This window comes from Rhodoluna sp. (genome assembly GCF_024639375.1).
GTDB lineage: Bacteria > Actinomycetota > Actinomycetes > Actinomycetales > Microbacteriaceae > Rhodoluna.
The window spans coordinates 17,458-34,166 of record NZ_JAHEIM010000022.1 but is presented as its reverse complement, the minus strand read 5'-3'; the positions used below and the strand labels follow the sequence as shown (position 1 = coordinate 34,166).

The following is a 16,709-nucleotide window of genomic DNA, read 5'->3' as shown; positions in this document are numbered from 1 at the left end:
GATTGATGCAACTGCAGGGTGTCAGCGAAACCGACAATGCGCAGTTAACCGCGCTGCTTGGTTATTCCAAGAATGTGCAGACTGCGTGTGCGCCTTTGTTCAACGAAGTTTCTTCTAAATAAGCAAAATCTAGGCAAGGATTAGAAGCATGGCTAAAAAAGTTAAATCTGCGGAACCGGTAAATACTGGTTTCAAATGGGGCTTTGCCCAAACGATCACTTCAATCATTGTCGCTAGTTTGGCCATTCTGGTTTGGGTCTTTATATACAGCGCCAACGTGGTGCCAGCTGAAATTAAGGCGTCCGAGGTTGAGGCGTGCAAGGGAATGCAGGCTGACATTCAGGTTTTGGCGCCCGATGCCAAATTGGAAGAAATTATTCGGGTCTACTTAGCCGCTGCGACTAGAAATGCACCAACGGTCGACACACGCAGTGACCTCTCATTGCACATGCAATTGCTGTCAAAGATCGACCCAACCCAAGCTGCCATTGCAAACACCGAGGAATCGTTTCGCTACGACCAATCAATCAGTGAGGTCAACAAGATGTGCCTAGAGGCTCTCAAGTAACTAGCCCAAAACCTTTCGCAAGGTAGCAGCGAGCTCTTGCTGGTTCTCTTGCTCTGACTCACCGCTAAATAGATAGCTGGTTGTGTAGGCAAACCCAATGCGATGATCAAGATCTGCAAACCCTTGCTGCCCTCCAAGGCCATCATGACCAAATGAGGTTTTGCCCACCATCTCGCGGTATCCAGGAACATTCAACATAAAGCCCAGGCCTCGAACTGGCCAAGGGCCCGGCTCTCCCCACACTGACGGCCCGGTTGTTTGTGGCTCAATTGAGCTGCGGATGGTCTCGTCAGTTAAAAAGCGAATGCCGTCGGTAGTGGCCACTGTTGCCGAGTATATTTTTGCCAAAGCACTAGCACTTGTGACACAACCCGCGCCGGCTAGCTCAGAAGCCAATAGACGTGGGTCGTTGAATCCGGTGCCCGGCCCAGCAATTTCAATCGGCAGTGCTTTGCCAAATGTCATCGACTTCTCGATCCAATACTGCGGTGAATATTTCGACGGATTTTGCGAGTGGCGCCTGCCATCGGTAACAAGTGGAGCGAGATTTTTGAATTCGTTTGCCGGCAAACCTATGTATGCGGCGACGCCAAGAGGTTTGGCAATCTGCTCTTGAAAGTATGTGCCGATTGTTTTGCCGGTTACTGATTCCACAAGCTTGCCTACCAAGTGACCAAAGGTTAAGGCGTGGTAGGCATGGCCTGCACCTGGCAACCAGAGTGGCTCCTGCGCCGCCAACTCCTCGGTCACGGTGCTGCCATCAACAAGTTCTTCAAAGCTCAAATCTCTGCGCACAGCTGAAAGTCCAGCCTTGTGCTGCAAGATCCATTTCACTGGAATTTCAGCCTTGCCGAATTGGGCAAACGAAGGCCAGTAGTGAGCGACCTTCTCATCTGGGTCTAGAAAACCCATTTCAATGAGTTGGTTTGCAACGATAGCGGCCAGGCCCTTTGTATTTGAGAAAATCACCGACATGGTTCTGCTGTTCCAAGCAACACCGGGCGAAGCGCTGCCTTGCCAAATATCTAGCACCGGTAAACCATCTTTATAAATTGCGAGCGCTGAGCCACCAGCCGGCGCCTTGCCTGCCTGTGCGAAAAACACGTCCGCTACTGGTAGGTATTTGGATTCAATCAACAATGACTTTGGCCTTTCCAAGGGGTCACCTTAAACACCAGACGCCCGGGGTCGTCCTCCCGGGCGTCTGGTGCCGAAAGATGTTAGTTAACGCGGTTGATTGTTCCAGTTAGAGTGTTTAGCTCCTCTTCAAGTTCAGCCATAGCCTCGCCACCAGCCATTAGGTCAGTGATTTGCTCGCGAGTGCGCTCGCCTTTCTTGAAGTCGTCCGCTTTTTCACCGCGGATAAGTACAGCAAAGTGGTCACCCACTGTAAGAGCGTGAGTCACGTTGTGAGTCACCAAAATTACTGCGATTCCCTTTAGCTTTGCCTGCATGATGATGCGAAGAACGTGGGTTGCTTCTTTCACACCAAGCGCAGCGGTTGGCTCGTCAAGAATAAGCACCTTGGCTCCGAAGTGAACGGCACGAGCGATTGCTGATGCCTGACGCTCACCACCCGAAAGCGAACCAATTAGACGGTCTCCATCGGTGACTCGAGTGATGCCAAGAGCCTGCATTTCACGAACAGCGGTCTCGTTTGCGTACTTCTTATTGAAGCGTTTGAACGGGCCCCAGCCCTTGGTTGGCTCGACGCCAACAAAGAATGAACGGCCAATTGTCATTAGTGGGAACGTTCCACCGAACTGGTGAACTGTAGCAATGCCACGGTCGTTAGCGTCCTTAGGAGACTTGAAGTTTGCCTCCTCGCCTTCCCACTCAAGGGTTCCGCTTGTCGGTTGGTGAAAACCTGACAGCACCTTGATAAGGGTTGACTTTCCGGCACCGTTGTCACCAAGTAGGCAGAGAACCTGACCTGGGTAAACGTTTAGAGAGACATCGTGAAGGGCGCGGTAGCCACCAAAAACCTTCGAAACGTCATTGAGTGCAAGAATCGGAGCTGATGAGTCTTTTGCTTTTGCCATGATGAAGTTATCCCTTCTTCTTGCCTGATGAGAATGCCAGGCGGCGGAATGTGTTGTTTGTTAAAACTGCGACCAAAAGTAATCCACCAAGAATCAGTGATGCCCAGTCGGAATCCCAGCCTGTGAAGAAAATACCCTGGCTAACAATTGCGAAAGTCATGGTTCCAAGGATTACGCCAACTACAGAGCCGTAGCCACCGGTAAGCAACACGCCACCAACTACGACCGCAATGATTGAGTTGAAAACGAATGATGCTCCACCAGATACCTGTGCGCTGTCATAAAGCGAGGCCTGGATTACACCTACAAGAGCCGAGGCTGTACCGCTTCCGACGAATAGCCAAACACGCACCTTGTTGACGGGAATACCAGTTGCCTTGGCTGAAACCATGTCACCACCGATTGCGTAGATCCAGTTGCCGTACTTGGTTTTGATAAGAATCCATGCAACTAGGAGGGCAAGCACGGCCCAAATCACGATTGCGGTTTCAAAGTTTCCGAACAAAAGTGTTCCGAAGATAGCCTTGACGCCCTCATCTGCCTTGACGTTAACGGCTACGGTGCCGGTGATCAACTTACAGAGACCAAGCACTAGGCCAAAAACTGCGAACTGTGTTGCCAAGGTAACCACGAATGAAGGAAGGTTCGTGCGCACAATGATGATTCCGTTGATGAAACCGATTAAAGCGCCGAACGCTAGACCTGCAACAACACCAATTGGTGTTGGCACGTCGAAGAAACCTGAAACAACTGCCATGGTGACACCACCAGCTGCAATTGTTGAACCTACAGAAAGGTCCAAGTCACCTGCAATCATGATCAGTGCTACTGGCAATGCGATGATGCCCAACTCTGAGGCCACGTTGAGCCACGCTGCCCAACCTCCCAGGTCGGTAAAAGGTTCGCCACCGGCGACACTGAAGAAAACAAAAACTACGATGGTTCCAATAAGAGCACCGAACTCTGGACGACGTAGCAGTGTACCGAAGTCGAATCTCGATTTGGTTTGACCTGCCATAAGTAAAACTCCTTAAATAATGAAAATTCTTAGTACTAGGTGATTCAGGTGGGCCGAGTGTTACTCGGCCCACCTGTATCTAGTTTGGTACTAACGGATCTGCTTAGCGCTGACCAGTCTTTACACCCGCGATAACGGTTGCAGCGTTTGCCTTTGTGATCAACGCTGGGCCGGTAAGGATGGTGGTGGTTGCAGGAAGGATGCCGTATGCGGCGTACTGCCATGCGGTTGAGGTGGCCAGGAAGCCCTGTAGCCAACCCTGCTGGTCAACAGCAACTAGCTGCTCGCCATTCTTTACGCGGTTCAGGATGTTCTCTGAAAGGTCGAATGAGCCGATTGCAGCCTTGCTGCCTGCAGCCTTAACACCAACAACAGATGCGTCACAGTCTGCTGATGAGATTGTGAATACAGCGTTGATTGTCTTGTCCTTGGTGATTGCACCCTTTACAGCGTTAGCAATAGCGGTTGCGTTACCAAATGCGGTTGCAGGAAGAGATAGCTGTGTTGACTTGCCACCCTTGTTCTTCTCGCCCTTTGCAAGACCGTCGCAACGCTGCTTGATGTTTGCAGATGCCGGCTGGTCGTTAACACAGATTGCGTTCTTCTTACCCATAGATGCTAGGTACTCGCCAGCCTTTACACCAGCGGTGTACTCGTTAGTACCGATGTAAGCTGATGCGCCGTACTTCTTCATAACTGGCTCGCCTGCGTTGTAAGCAATAACCTTGATGCCCTTGGCTACAGCTTTCTTGATTTCTGGTCCTTCAGCAGCTGCATCCCAGATTGGAAGAGCAATTGCGTCTGCACCCTGAGCTACAGCGGTCTGGATTAGCTTAACCATGTCAGGACCGATGTTGTCGTAGTTCTGAAGACCTAGCCAGATTGGAGTGTCGCCGCCGGCCTTGACTGAAAGAGCTGCGGATTCGAAACCGTTCTTTACAACGGCGAAGAATGCGTCGCCACCACCAAGAACATAAATCTTGTTGCCGCCAGCTGCGTTAGCTGCAGTTGCGTTAATACCGGTCAGCGACAATGCTGCCACAGCAAACGCTGCTGCGAATTTCACTGTAAGTGATTTTTTCACGGATATTACCTTTCGTTATTTTTAGTTGACCGAAGCGGTTGACTTCGGCAATTCTCGGTGCAAAAGTGCTGCCCTCTGCCCGAAACTTATTTATTTGTGTTTGATTCCTGCCTTGTCGGCGCCTTCATAAAGCACCTTGGTGGCAAATTCCAAACCTTCAATGCGACCCATCGAAGTATCTTCGTGCTCGATGTTCACAATCATGTTTGGGTCTACTTCGTTAAGTGCAGTTAGGAATTCGGCCCAGTGATCAGAGTCGTGGCCCTTACCCACTGCTACGAAATCCCAGGCCGAATTTTTTGGCCATGCATTAACAAATTCTTGGTCGCCCATGTTGGTGCGATTCACAGTGGTGCGATCAAAGCTGTTGTCCAGAACGCCCACTTGTTTTGCGTTCTCGGCGTTGATGCGAACGTCCTTTGCGGCGGCGTGATAAACCAATGAACCAAGTTCGCGAACTACCGCGGCTGGGTCCATCTGCTGCCAGTAAAGGTGCGAAGCGTCTAGCTCAACACCAACGTGTGTGGCGCCTACTTCTTCAACAAAACGGTAGGTGCTTGGCACGTTAAAAACAATGTTCTGTGGGTGCAACTCAAGCGCAACCTTCACATCTAGGTCGGCTGCCAAAGCGTTGGCTTCCTTCCAGAACTTCTTAGCCACACCAAACTGGTAGTCCAAAACGTCAAGTGCTGCTGAGCTCCAGGCGTTGACGATCCAGTTGAGGTAGGTTGCACTGTCGTTGTCTCCAGGGCAACCAGACATTGTTACTACACGGTTCTGGTTAAGACGGCGAGCCAACTTGATTGCATTCAACACATCGTGTGACTGAGGGCCGCTGATATTTGGGTTTGGGTGCAGTGGGTTGCCATTGCAGTTCAATCCAAGTAGTTCTAGGCCGTGCTCTTCAAAAATACCCAAGTAGTCGTCGCGCGCTGTGTCAGACTCCAAAATGTCCTGGTGGTTTGGAATGTGTACGGCAGGAAGAAAACCACCGGTGTTTAGTTCAATGCCCTCAAGGCCCAAGGCTTTAACAGCCTTAAGTGCCTCTGGCAAAGTTCGATCGTGGAGGATCGCGTTGTAAACGCCGAATTTCATGGCTAACTAATTCCTAACTTGCTGAGTAAAACGCTGGCTTTGCTGCGTATTTCGCAGCAACTTTGTTTCCGGTTTGAATCGCTTCTAGGCCGGCTTCAACTGCAGCGGCAGCCAAGTAGCCATCCCAAGCGCTTGGACCATCGATGGTGCCACGCTTAACGGCGTTTACCCAACGCTGAATTTGTGAGTCGTAAGCCGCGGCAAAACGAGTTTTGAAAGTTACGTGCTCTTGAGTAGTAAGTGCGCCGTCATATGCAACTTCCATGCCACCAACGCGACCGATATCTGCGATGCCGCTCTCAAAAATAGCTTCGGTCTTCACCTGATAACCAAATCCAACTGAAACGTTCATTTCAACAGTTGCCAAAACTTGGCTTTCTGTTTCTAGTAAAACCAAGATTGGCTCTTGCAGACCCTCAGGGCTCTTTGAGTTGCGCTTGAAGTGCTTAACTTCAACAGACTTGATTGGTGAGTCAGCTAGAAAGCGAACTACGTCGATTTCGTGAACAACTGAGTCGAAGATCAACATGTCGTTGTGGTAGCTGTCTGGAACAGATGGGTTGCGGTGCTTACAGTGCAGGCCAAGAAGTTCACCTTTTGAAGATGAGGCGATTAGCTCGCGCAGTGCCATGTACTCAGCATCAAAGCGGCGCATGAAACCAACTTGTACAAGTTGCTTGCCGCCAGCAATTTCAGTTTCAACAATTCGCATTGAAATTTCTGAATCTGGCGCAAGTGGCTTTTCGCAAAGAATTGGTAGACCGGCAGCAATAGCCGGAATCAGAACTGGTTCGTGAAATTGACCAGGAGTTGCAATTAGCACTGCATCCATGGCATTTGCAGAAATCGCATCTTCGATGTTCTTAAACCACTTAGCACCTGGAGCTGTTGCCAAAGCTGACTTTGCACGAGCTTCATCTGGCTCAACAATCGCGGCAACTGATGCTCCAACGATTCGAGACTCAATACGAATGACGTGATCCGCGCCCATTAGTCCAGCGCCAACCACTGCAATGCGCAAGTGCTTCTCGCTCTGTGCAGATGGCTGTGATGGTGCTTGTGACATTTGGTCTCTTCCTTGAGGTGCATTTTTGTATTCCATATTGGAGCGCTCCAACAAGTTAGCAAACAAACAACTAAAAAAGACTCGGTTTATCAGATTGTTACTATGTCTTTACATTTCGATAGATAGGAGGCAGGCGCCAGTAAAGTTGTGCTCAAATGGCTAGTAATTCAAAAACCAAACCAGCAGTGAAGTCGCCCACAATATATGACGTGGCGGCCAAAGCCGGCGTATCCAAGTCGTTAGTTTCGTTGGTCGTTAGCGGCGATGTGGGTGTTAGCGAAGAAAAACGCCGTGCTGTTTTGCAGGCCATCACTGAGCTGAGGTACCGGCCATCAAAGTTTGCGCAGCAATTGGCTGGCGGCCGCACCAAAACCATCGGCGTCATCATTACCGACTATAAAAACCTCTCATTTATCGGCTTTTTGCGCGGTTTGCGCGAGGTGGCCGATGACGCGGGTTTTCAGGTGATTATTAGCGATTTGCACAACAGCCCTAACTTCTCAGATCACGCGGTTTCAGCACTTATGTCGATGCCGGTAGATGGCCTCGTGATTGCTGCGGAGATTCCTGAAACTCAGCAGCTTGGCATCAGTGTGCCGTTTGTGACCATCGGTGATCGCACCTATGTGCATCCTGAGTCAGATTTAGTACGTGGCGATGACGGCGAAGGAATGCGCCTTGTCGTTGACCACCTTTGTAATCTCGGGCACAAAGACATCATTCACATCACCGGTTATGGCGGAATGTCGGTGAAGCGCAAGGATGGCTTTGTTGAGTGCATGACGGAACGCGGATTGAAGCCCAAAGTTATGGGGCACGGCGCACCCACCACCGAAATTGGTGGCTATCTTGTGGCGAGGGAAATTCTGGATAGTGGTGTGTCATTCACCGCGATTGCTACCACCAACGATGCACAGGCTGCCGGCGTGCTTGCCGCCTTGAAAGAAAGCAACATTCGCGTGCCCGAGGACGTTTCTCTAGTGGGCTATGACAACTCCCCAATCACCTCAGAATATTTCTTGAAATTGACCACCGTAGATGAAATGGGAGTTCAGATTGGCCGCGAAGCGGCTCGAATTTTGTTGGAGCGAATGAACAAGGACCCGCGTCGGGCAATTACAAAAGTTTCAGTAGCGCCTCAGCTTGCAGTTCGAAGTTCAACTGCGAAAGTCAATTCACGCAAAAAAGCGCCAGCCTGAAGTAGGCCGGCGCTTTTTCTTTTTGAAAACTATCGAATGTAACTAGGTGTTGCTGCCGGAACTGCTGAAGCGGCGCCGTTTGCCATGCCTGATTGAATCGCAGCCTCGATAATTTGCATGTTGTGCAAACCATCTTCGAAGGTTGCGCAAAATGGCAGCTTGCTAGTCTCAGGCAAGCCAGCCACTTCGGCCAAGAAGGCACGGTTCTGAAAGAAGAATTGGTCGTTCTGACCAACACCAATTCCAGGCGCGTCAATTGCAACACCGCCAGCAACATAAGGGTGATCTGGGCCCACTAGAACAGTGCGGAAGCCGGTTTGACCCTGCTTGTCTTCGCGCAGCATCAACTGGAATTCTGCTGGGCGAGTCATGCTGAACTTTGCAGCACCCTTTTCGCAGTAGACCTCAAACTCCAAGGAATTTGGCTGACCGGCAGCAACGCGTGAAACTTGGATCACTCCAGCAACGCCACCGAAGTCGGCGGTGAAACCTGCGTAGTCATCGTTCTCCACGGTGTCCATCTGGCCAGTGACTTCTGCAGCACCGTGGCCCATGACCGCGGCAGCAGCAACCGGGCGCTCGGTGATTGAAGTAACAAACTGCGCGCCTGAAATCGACTTGAAGGTTTTGCCGGTGATAAATTCGGCAATGTAAGTAAGGTGCGAGCCAACATCGGCAAGTGCGCCGGTGCCCATGCCACCCTTGTAGCGCCAGCTGATTGGAGCATTAGGGTCGCATGAGTAATCGCACCAATAGTCACCGCTGAAGTGAAGAACCTTGCCGAGTTGACCAGAAGCAATAATTTGCTGCACGGCTGCGATTGCCGGGTTACGCAAGAAGGTAAGACCTATGCGGGCGATGCCTTTGGCATTGTTAGCCGCGGCCACCATCGCGCGGGCGTCATCCAAAGTGTCGCTCAGTGGTTTTTCGCAGAGCACGTTCTTGCCGGCGGCTAGGAGCCCCTCAACAATTTCACGGTGCAGGTGGTTTGCAACCACAACGCTAACCGCATGGATGTTTGGGTCATCGGCAATTGCACGCCAGTCTGAGTCGTGGCGTTCGAAGCCAAATCGTTTGGCGGCAGCTTCGCCGAATTGTGCGTTTACGTCACCAATTGAAACGAGTTTTACCTCCGGCAGGTTTGACTCATAAAGCGAGGTTGCAGCGCGATAAGCAGCTGCGTGGCCTCGGCCAGCCATTCCGGCACCAATTACTGCAACACCAATTGTCATTCGATTTTCCTTCGAGCTCTGGATAATTCTGGAGTGGCTCCCAATCTCTGGGAGCGCTCCCAATAATGTAGCAAATGTCAAATAAAAAAACGACTATTTTTCAAAATTGTTTTTGTTTGGCGGTCAATAGAGAATTGGGACTAATTTGGACTACTTTGGGACTAACCATGAATGAACCGAACCTGCCAATAAAGCAAGCAACTATTTATGACGTTGCAGAGGCTGCCGGCGTTTCAAAATCCTTGGTTTCACGCGTGCTGCGTGGTGAGCCACATGTGAGTGCTGCGCGCGCCGAGGCGGTGCAAGCAGCAATTGAAGAGCTTGGCTACCGCCCCAGCCGCCTGGCTCAACAACTTGCCAGCAGCACAACTCGCACAATTGGCGTGGTGATTACCGACTACAAAAACTTGTCCTACATCGGTTTCTTAAAAGGGTTGCGCGAAATTTTTGACGATGCCGGCTACCAGGTGATCATAAGCGACTTGCACCGCAGCCCAAACTTTAGTGAAGACCCTGTGGATGCGTTTGCCTCGATGAAGGTTGACGGAATTGTCTTGGCCACCGAGGCTGCCGGCTTGAGAACCCACAATTTGGATATCCCGATTGTTGTTATTGGTAAACGTGAAACGGCCGTGCCGAATGCCGACATAGTTTTTAACGACGACTATGAAGGCACCAAGTTAGCCCTTGAGCATTTGCTTTACCTTGGCCACAAACAAATTGCTCACATCACGGGCCTTGGGGGAATTGCAACCAACCGTCGAGTTGCATATTCGAAAATAATGAAGGCTCATGGGCTTGAGGAGTTGGTTGTTGGCAAGGGTCAACCAACGACTGAAATTGGTGGCTACATGAGCGCAATGGAGCTAATTAAATCGGGCGAAAAGTTCACCGCGATTTATGGGGCGAACGATTCAATGATCGCGGGCGCTTGGTCGGCACTCCGTGAAAAGAATCTGAATGTTCCTGGAGATGTTTCGCTTGTGGGTTACGACAATGCACCTATTGCATCGGAATTTCTTTTGAAACTCACGACAGTGGATGAACAAGGCATACCGGTTGGTCGCGAAGCGGCATCGCTTTTGCTAGAACGCATTAGTAGTTCAGGCAAATACCAACCAAAAAATATTTTGATCAAACCAACGCTGATTGCGCGAGGCAGCAGTGCGAAAGTTAAAAACTAACTTTCAGATTTTTTATAGCCAACGTGATGCTAGGTAATCAGCCTTCACGCGGCGAATGGTGCCACTCTTTGCACGAAGAATGATGCTGTCGGTGCGCAAGTAGTTGCCGCGACGCTGAACACCATCGAGCAACAAACCATCAGTCACACCAGTGGCAACAAAGTAGGTGTTGTCGCTTGATACCAAGTCATCCATTTCAAAAATGCGAGTTAGATCGTGACCAGCTTCAATTGCCTTCTTCATTTCTTGCGGTGAAAGCGGTGAAATGCGGCCCTGCATGTAACCATCAAGTGCCTTAGTTGCACAAGCAGAAATTGTTCCTTCTGGTGCGCCACCGATTCCCAGTAGCAAGTCGATGCCACCTCCACCGGTTACCGCGTGCACACCACCGGCAACATCGCCATCCAAGAACAAGCGAGTGCGAGCACCTGCCGCACGCACTGCATCCATGATTGGTTGGTGACGCGGGCGGTCAATCATCGCCACGGTGATTTCGCTTACGTCTTTCTTCAAAGCCTTAGCAAGTTCACGCACGTTGTCACCTGGTGACATGTCGAGGCTTACAACGCCCTTGCCTGCCTTGGTGGTGATGAGCTTGTCCATGTAGAAGACATCTTTAGGGTTATACATCGAACCCTTATCGCTTACTGCGATTACAGAGATTGCGTGTGCACGACCACTGGCGGTAACCGATGTGCCATCCACTGGGTCAACTGCGATGTCACACTCTGGGCCGTTGCCATTGCCTACTTCTTCACCATTGGCAAGCATTGGGGCTTCGTCTTTTTCACCTTCACCAATAACGATGGTGCCGGCAAAATCCACAGTGTTTAGAAAATCACGCATCGCTTCAACGGCTGCGCCGTCGGCTGCATTTTTGTCGCCGCGGCCAATCCAGGCGCTGGCTTTTATTGCAGCTGCTTCGGTTGCTCGAACTAGTTCAACACCGAGGTTGCGATCTGGCTTACTGGTTGACACGGGCACTCCTTCGTGCGTGATGCGATTTATGGCTTCAGTCTAGCCAACGGCTGCGGATGACTACTTAGTGTCGGGGCCAGTAAGCGGCCCAATTTGCCCAGTGTTCAACTCTTGCTTGAACGCGTTCAAAATTTGGCGAATCGATTGCGGCGCGATTCCAAGAACTTCTTTGGTGAGTTTGTTATCGAGGGAGCTATCTACCGGAACTGGGCCAGGGAATCGCTCTTCAACTGGCGATTCAACTTCGCGAATTAGGTTGGCATCAAGTTCGAATACCTCGCACACCAACTGAGCGAGCTGCATGCGGTCAACTGCGTCATCGCCTACCAGGTGGAATGTGCCAACAGCGTTGCGAGTGACCACGCGTTCGATTTGGGCACCGATTTCTGCGGCTAGGGATGGCGTGGTCATCTTGTTAACGTGATCGCCACCCCAAACTTCGAAAACGTGTCCCTGCTTTAGTGCCTCAACCAGTGCGAATACAAAGTATCCGAAGCCAACATCCTGAGATCTTGGGCTTTCTGCAATTTGGTGCTGGCCCATCACGCCAGCAATGCGGCAGATGGCGCCGTTGCTTGGTGCTAGGTCGCGCATTACCTGCTCACCGAGTGCCTTGAGAAAGCCGTAGAAATTGACTGAGTTGCCCTTGTCACTTTCGAGTGCTTTGTGCTGGGTGCCGTCTAGAATCCAGTCTGTTGAGATGAAGATTGGCTTTGCCTGCACCTGGTTGGCGGCGCGCACCACTCGGTCGGTCATTCCAACAAAAGAGTCATAGGCAAAGGCGCGGTCTTGAACCAGGCGATTGAACTCGTTAGCAATGGCGCAGTGCACCACGGCGTCGCAACCGGCAAGCCCTGCCGCGATCGATTCGATGCTGTCGAAGTCAACAACGTTTACGGCCCAAGGTACGTTTGGCTCGGCAGGTTTGCGGCCTAGGCCAACCACTTCGTGACCATACTTTTGCAGCACTGCTGCGATGTTGCTACCTACGAATCCGGTGGACCCGGTAATTGCAATTCTTGCCATTTCTCACCTTTGAGTTTTTAGGGCTAAAGTTTGTGATTACAATACCATTGGAACGGTCCACGAATGGACCCATAAAACATGAGACAAGGACGTTTGCATGAGCGACAAGAAAGTACGCATTGGCCTGCTAGGTACAGGTCGAATTGGCCAGGTTCACGCTATGAGTATTGGCGCAAACCCAAACGTTGAGCTGACATATGTTGCTGACGTTTTTGTAGAAGGCGCTAAGAAGGTTGCTGACCAGTTCGGTGGCAAAGTTACCGCAGACCCAGCCGAAGTTTTTGCCTCAGGCGAAGTAGATGCTGTAATCGTTGCTGCACCTACCCCAACCCACGTTGATCTAATCAGCGCAGCAATCGATGCAGGCGTTCACGTGCTTTGCGAGAAGCCAATCGACCTTGACATCGCTCGAGTTGAAACCTTGCGTGCCAAGGCAAACGGAGCAAAGACTCTTGTTTCACTTGGCTTCAACCGTCGCTTTGACCAGCAATTCAATGAGATTCAGGCACGCACCGCTGCGGGCGAAATTGGAAACCTTGAGCAACTAACCATCATCAGCCGCGACCCAGCTCCGGCACCGAAGGCTTACCTTGAAGTTTCTGGCGGCATCTTCCGCGACCAGACCATTCACGACTTCGACATGGCTCGTTTCTTTGTGCCAAACATTGTTGAGGTTTATGCATCAGGTGCAAACTCATTCAGCGATGACATCAAGAGCCTTGGTGACTACGACAGCGCGGTTGTAACCCTTCGCGGTGACAACAATGAGCTAATCACCATCATCAACTCACGTCACGCTTCATATGGTTATGACCAGCGCCTAGAGGCATTCGGTTCAAAGGGTGCCTTGCTGGCTACCAACGTTTCACCTACCACTGTGAAGCTCTACAACGACAAGACCGTTGAAGGTCGCAACCCTTACATGGAATTCTTCCTAGAGCGTTACGAGTACTCATACCGTCGCGAACTAGAGCTTTTTGTTGAGGGCATTCAGACAGGCAAGAACAACAACCCGACCTTCGATGACGGTCGCGCTGCTTTGATGATTGCTGATGCCGCAACCGAGTCTGCAAAGACTGGCAAGGCAATCAAGATCGACCTTGCATAGTTAGTTTCGGAAACAAAAAAATGCGGCCCTCACGGGCCGCATTTTTTATTGCCTAAATTATTCGGCTGCTAGCTCATCGGCTACGGCACGAATGAAGGCAACGCTCTTGCGCGCTGAATCAAGCGGGCCACCTCCGGCGGCAGGCTCAGCAGGAATCACATTGTCTTGCTCGAGTGTGAACCATCCGGTGTATCCAGACTGAATCAAACCGCGAACGATTGCGCGAATGTCAACGTCGCCCTCGCCTAGCGGCACATACATGCCCTCAAGAATGCCCTGGTAGTAAGTGATCTCGCCAGACTGCACGCGGTCGGCAACCTTTAGGTTCACGTCTTTTAGGTGTGAGTGCTTTACGCGGTCAGCGTGCTTGTGAACGAATTCAACCGGGTCGGTGCCACCGATGATCATGTGGCCAGTGTCTAGACAGAAGTCGATTTTTGAGCCAGCAAGAATGTGCTCGATGTCGTCTTTGGTCTCAACCATGGTGCCAACGTGTGGGTGAAGCACTGCAGTCACGCCAAGTGAAAGTGCGTACTCGCGAACGCGGTCTAGATTGCCGTTCAGCACCTTCCAACCCGCTTCATCAAGCGTGGTGCGCTTTACGTCGTAGCCATCAAGGCCAGTGATTGCAGACAGCACCAAGGTCTTGGCGCCCGAAGCAACGTAAGCCTCCAGTTCCTTCTGCACGATAGGCATTGGGTCTTGGTCGGCAAGGTGCAACACCACAGGGAAGAATCCGCCTACGGCTTCCATGCCATGAGCCTCAAGAACTTCTGCGCGAAGCTTTGCTTCAGTTGGCAAGAAACCCTCTGGTCCAAACTCAGTTGCGCCAAGGCCAAGCTCTGCCATCTCTTTCAACACGCGCTCTGGTGTCATCTGGTGACCCCAGTTTGGAACCTCGCATACGCCCCAAGAAATTGGAGCTCCAGCAATCTTTACGTCTGCCATTTATTTTCCTTTTGCTATTTGGTTGCTGTTATTTAGTTGCGACAGCGCGAGGTGCGCGGCCCTCTAGAACATCGCGCACGCCAACGGCGGCATCGATGAAAGTTTGCACGGTTGATTGAATGCTCAAGCCCATCACATGTGGTGTGAGCACAACATTCTCGTGTTCAAAAAGTGCGTGGTGCGCTGGTGGTTCTGGGTCAAACACATCTAGACCTAAACCACCAAGTTGTTTGTTGTTCAGTGCAACTAGTGCAGCGTCGAGATCGATGAGTGCACCTCGGCCACAATTAACCAACACAGCTCCGGTTTTAAACTTCGCCAGCAATTCGGTGTTGATCATATGGTTGGTTTCATCGGTTAGCGGCACGTGCAAAGAAATCACGTCGCTGCGGCTAACCAAATTTGCGATATCTGCAACTGCGTTCTCGGCAGGAATCTGTGCGAACGGATCGTATGCCAAAACTTTCATGTCGAACGCTTCAGCAAGTTTTGCAACTCGGCGACCAATGCGACCAAAGCCAACAATGCCGATTGTTTTAGATTCAAAATCGCCTACCGGATATTTGATGCGATCATTCCAACCGCCGGTTGAAACCATTTTGTGCAATGGTCCAAGACGTTTGGTTAAGTGGAGTGCGTGTGCGATTGCACCCTCGGCAACGGCATTGGTGTTGCTGCCTGGAGTGATGACCACCGGAATGTTTTTTGAAGCTGCGGTTTCAAGATCAACCAGGTCAGTGCCAACGCCAGTGCGTGCAATAACTTTTAGGTTTGGCATTTTGGAAAATTGCGCTGCATCAAAAACAAATGCTGCTCGCACAATTGCACCGGCCGCCTCGGCAATTTGAGCCTCGGTTGGAGACTCAACAAAAACCAGGTCGTCACCTAGAACCGGTTGAACCACATTTGAATCAACCGGGCCCAGGCCAACAATGATTTGCAAGAGTTACTTCTTTGCTGAGGTTGTGCCAGCTACTGGCTCAACAGTTACCCACTGCTTTGACTCTGCAGATTTTTCAGCAGCAGAGATCACTCGAGCAGATGCAACAGCATCGTGAATGTTTGAGTTGAGTGACGGGCCACCAATGTATGACTCAAGGAACTTGCGAGCCTCGATGGTCTTTAGGTCGTCATAACCCATGCCAGTTCCGGCACCTGGCTGGAAGTGAGCGAAGTCACCGAAACCTGGAGCAACCATCACACGCTGGTATCCGAGGTGCATGCCTTTGCGACCAATTGCAATATCAAGCTCGTTCATGCGCTCGAAATCCCACTTGATTGAACCCTCGGTGCCATAGATCTCAAAGTTGTAGCTAGCGCGTGGGCCTACTGAAACACGTGAAGCCTCAAGTGTGCCAACAGCACCGGCGGCTACAGCGTTGTCAGCGAAGCGCACCAACATGCCTCCGTAGTCCTCGTTCTCTACTGGGCCTTTTTCTCCGCCTTCAATAACGTCGAAGTGTGTGCCCACACCCATCTGCTGAATTGGGCGCTCGGTATAAACGGTCTTGGTAATTGCAGACACTTCTGAAATTGGGCCAACGATGTAGTGCATTAGGTCAGCAAGGTGACCCATTAGGTCACCTAGCACACCGCTGCCGGCAAGCTTGCGAATGAAGCGCCATGAAAGTGCACCGTTCGGCTCTGATGAGTAGTCAGCAAAGAAGGTACCGCGCAAGTTGGTGATGCGACCAAGCTGGCCCTCGGCGATGATCTTCTTTGCGTGCTCAACTGCAGGTGCATTGCGGTAGTTAAAACCGATGGTTGAAATAACGCCGGCTTCTTTGGCGGCCGCTTCAACAGCTTCGGTCTCAGCCGCACCGCGGCCAACAGGCTTCTCAATCCAGAATGCCTTGCCAGCCTTTGCGGCGGCGATGCCGATCTCGGCGTGCAAGAAGTTTGGTGCACAGATTGAAACAACTTCAACGTCTGGGTGGTTCAGAACTTCGTGGTAATCCAAAGTGCCCTTCTCATAACCCAAAACATTCACTGCATAGTCAGCGCGGTCTTGCGCGGTGTCTGCAGCAATAATTAGGCGAGGCTTGATGCCAAGCTCTGGGTAAACAACTGGAATGGCTTGGTAAGCACGACTGTGTACTTTACCCATCCAACCAACACTGATTAGGCCAACGCCAACGGTGCGAGGTGTGTTTGACATTTT

Annotated in this window: 16 protein-coding genes; 4 read left to right on the top strand and 12 right to left on the bottom strand. The window is 51.2% G+C overall.

Features of this window, described 5'->3' with window-relative positions; genetic code table 11:
- Nucleotides 1–148 precede the first annotated feature (148 nt).
- Nucleotides 149–568: a hypothetical protein gene (locus tag Q0L28_RS06605; RefSeq protein WP_296633235.1), complete on the top strand. Its 420-nt coding sequence runs from the start codon at nucleotides 149–151 to the stop codon at nucleotides 566–568.
- Here the strand turns inward: Q0L28_RS06605 and Q0L28_RS06600 are convergent, their stop codons facing one another.
- From Q0L28_RS06600 to Q0L28_RS06575, 6 genes are all read right to left on the bottom strand, one after another.
- Nucleotides 569–1,672: a serine hydrolase domain-containing protein gene (locus Q0L28_RS06600; RefSeq protein ID WP_296633232.1), complete on the bottom strand. Its 1,104-nt coding sequence runs from the start codon at nucleotides 1,670–1,672 to the stop codon at nucleotides 569–571.
- Nucleotides 1,673–1,788: 116 nt separating this feature from the next.
- On the bottom strand, nucleotides 1,789–2,610 hold the full coding sequence (locus Q0L28_RS06595; protein WP_296633230.1) for an ATP-binding cassette domain-containing protein: 822 nt from the start codon (nucleotides 2,608–2,610) through the stop codon (nucleotides 1,789–1,791).
- A gap of 7 nt (nucleotides 2,611–2,617) precedes the next feature.
- Nucleotides 2,618–3,628 carry an ABC transporter permease gene (locus Q0L28_RS06590; protein ID WP_296633227.1) on the bottom strand — a complete coding sequence of 337 codons (1,011 nt, stop codon included), beginning with the start codon at nucleotides 3,626–3,628 and terminating at the stop codon, nucleotides 2,618–2,620.
- A 103-nt stretch (nucleotides 3,629–3,731) separates the two neighbouring features.
- On the bottom strand, nucleotides 3,732–4,712 hold the full coding sequence (locus tag Q0L28_RS06585; RefSeq protein ID WP_296633223.1) for a substrate-binding domain-containing protein: 981 nt from the start codon (nucleotides 4,710–4,712) through the stop codon (nucleotides 3,732–3,734).
- A 90-nt stretch (nucleotides 4,713–4,802) separates the two neighbouring features.
- Entirely contained in the window at nucleotides 4,803–5,807 is a 1,005-nt protein-coding gene (locus tag Q0L28_RS06580) for a sugar phosphate isomerase/epimerase (protein ID WP_296633219.1), read from the bottom strand.
- A gap of 13 nt (nucleotides 5,808–5,820) precedes the next feature.
- Nucleotides 5,821–6,873 carry a Gfo/Idh/MocA family oxidoreductase gene (locus Q0L28_RS06575; RefSeq protein ID WP_296633216.1) on the bottom strand — a complete coding sequence of 351 codons (1,053 nt, stop codon included), beginning with the start codon at nucleotides 6,871–6,873 and terminating at the stop codon, nucleotides 5,821–5,823.
- A gap of 155 nt (nucleotides 6,874–7,028) precedes the next feature.
- Between Q0L28_RS06575 and Q0L28_RS06570 the strand changes: the two genes are divergently transcribed.
- Nucleotides 7,029–8,072 carry a LacI family DNA-binding transcriptional regulator gene (locus Q0L28_RS06570; protein ID WP_296633214.1) on the top strand — a complete coding sequence of 348 codons (1,044 nt, stop codon included), beginning with the start codon at nucleotides 7,029–7,031 and terminating at the stop codon, nucleotides 8,070–8,072.
- 29 nt (nucleotides 8,073–8,101) lie between these two features.
- Here Q0L28_RS06570 and Q0L28_RS06565 read toward each other — a convergent pair whose 3' ends face one another.
- The gene (locus tag Q0L28_RS06565) at nucleotides 8,102–9,304 is read right to left on the bottom strand and encodes a Gfo/Idh/MocA family oxidoreductase (RefSeq protein ID WP_296633212.1); all 1,203 of its coding nucleotides are present in this window, start codon (nucleotides 9,302–9,304) and stop codon (nucleotides 8,102–8,104) included.
- 167 nt (nucleotides 9,305–9,471) lie between these two features.
- Here Q0L28_RS06565 and Q0L28_RS06560 point away from each other — a divergent pair, with 167 nt between their 5' ends.
- Complete coding sequence (locus tag Q0L28_RS06560; protein ID WP_296633210.1) at nucleotides 9,472–10,488, top strand: LacI family DNA-binding transcriptional regulator; 1,017 nt, start codon at nucleotides 9,472–9,474, stop codon at nucleotides 10,486–10,488.
- 12 nt (nucleotides 10,489–10,500) lie between these two features.
- Here the strand turns inward: Q0L28_RS06560 and glpX are convergent, their stop codons facing one another.
- The gene (gene glpX, locus Q0L28_RS06555; RefSeq protein WP_296633208.1) at nucleotides 10,501–11,466 is read right to left on the bottom strand and encodes a class II fructose-bisphosphatase; all 966 of its coding nucleotides are present in this window, start codon (nucleotides 11,464–11,466) and stop codon (nucleotides 10,501–10,503) included.
- A gap of 60 nt (nucleotides 11,467–11,526) precedes the next feature.
- Complete coding sequence (locus Q0L28_RS06550) at nucleotides 11,527–12,492, bottom strand: sugar nucleotide-binding protein (RefSeq protein ID WP_296633206.1); 966 nt, start codon at nucleotides 12,490–12,492, stop codon at nucleotides 11,527–11,529.
- Between the two features lie 97 nt (nucleotides 12,493–12,589).
- On the opposite strand from Q0L28_RS06550, the gene iolG reads away from it, so the two are divergent.
- A complete protein-coding gene (gene iolG, locus Q0L28_RS06545) occupies nucleotides 12,590–13,600 on the top strand; it encodes an inositol 2-dehydrogenase (protein ID WP_296633205.1) in 1,011 nt (336 codons plus the stop codon).
- Between the two features lie 57 nt (nucleotides 13,601–13,657).
- Here iolG and Q0L28_RS06540 read toward each other — a convergent pair whose 3' ends face one another.
- From Q0L28_RS06540 to Q0L28_RS06530, 3 genes are read right to left on the bottom strand one after another with little or no spacing between them, the layout of a single operon-like run.
- Nucleotides 13,658–14,548 carry a sugar phosphate isomerase/epimerase gene (locus tag Q0L28_RS06540; protein WP_296633203.1) on the bottom strand — a complete coding sequence of 297 codons (891 nt, stop codon included), beginning with the start codon at nucleotides 14,546–14,548 and terminating at the stop codon, nucleotides 13,658–13,660.
- Nucleotides 14,549–14,576: 28 nt separating this feature from the next.
- Nucleotides 14,577–15,491: an NAD(P)-dependent oxidoreductase gene (locus Q0L28_RS06535; protein ID WP_296633201.1), complete on the bottom strand. Its 915-nt coding sequence runs from the start codon at nucleotides 15,489–15,491 to the stop codon at nucleotides 14,577–14,579.
- Between the two features lie 3 nt (nucleotides 15,492–15,494).
- Nucleotides 15,495–16,706, bottom strand: a complete 1,212-nt coding sequence (locus Q0L28_RS06530) for a Gfo/Idh/MocA family oxidoreductase (RefSeq protein WP_296633199.1) — start codon at nucleotides 16,704–16,706, stop codon at nucleotides 15,495–15,497.
- Nucleotides 16,707–16,709 lie beyond the last annotated feature (3 nt).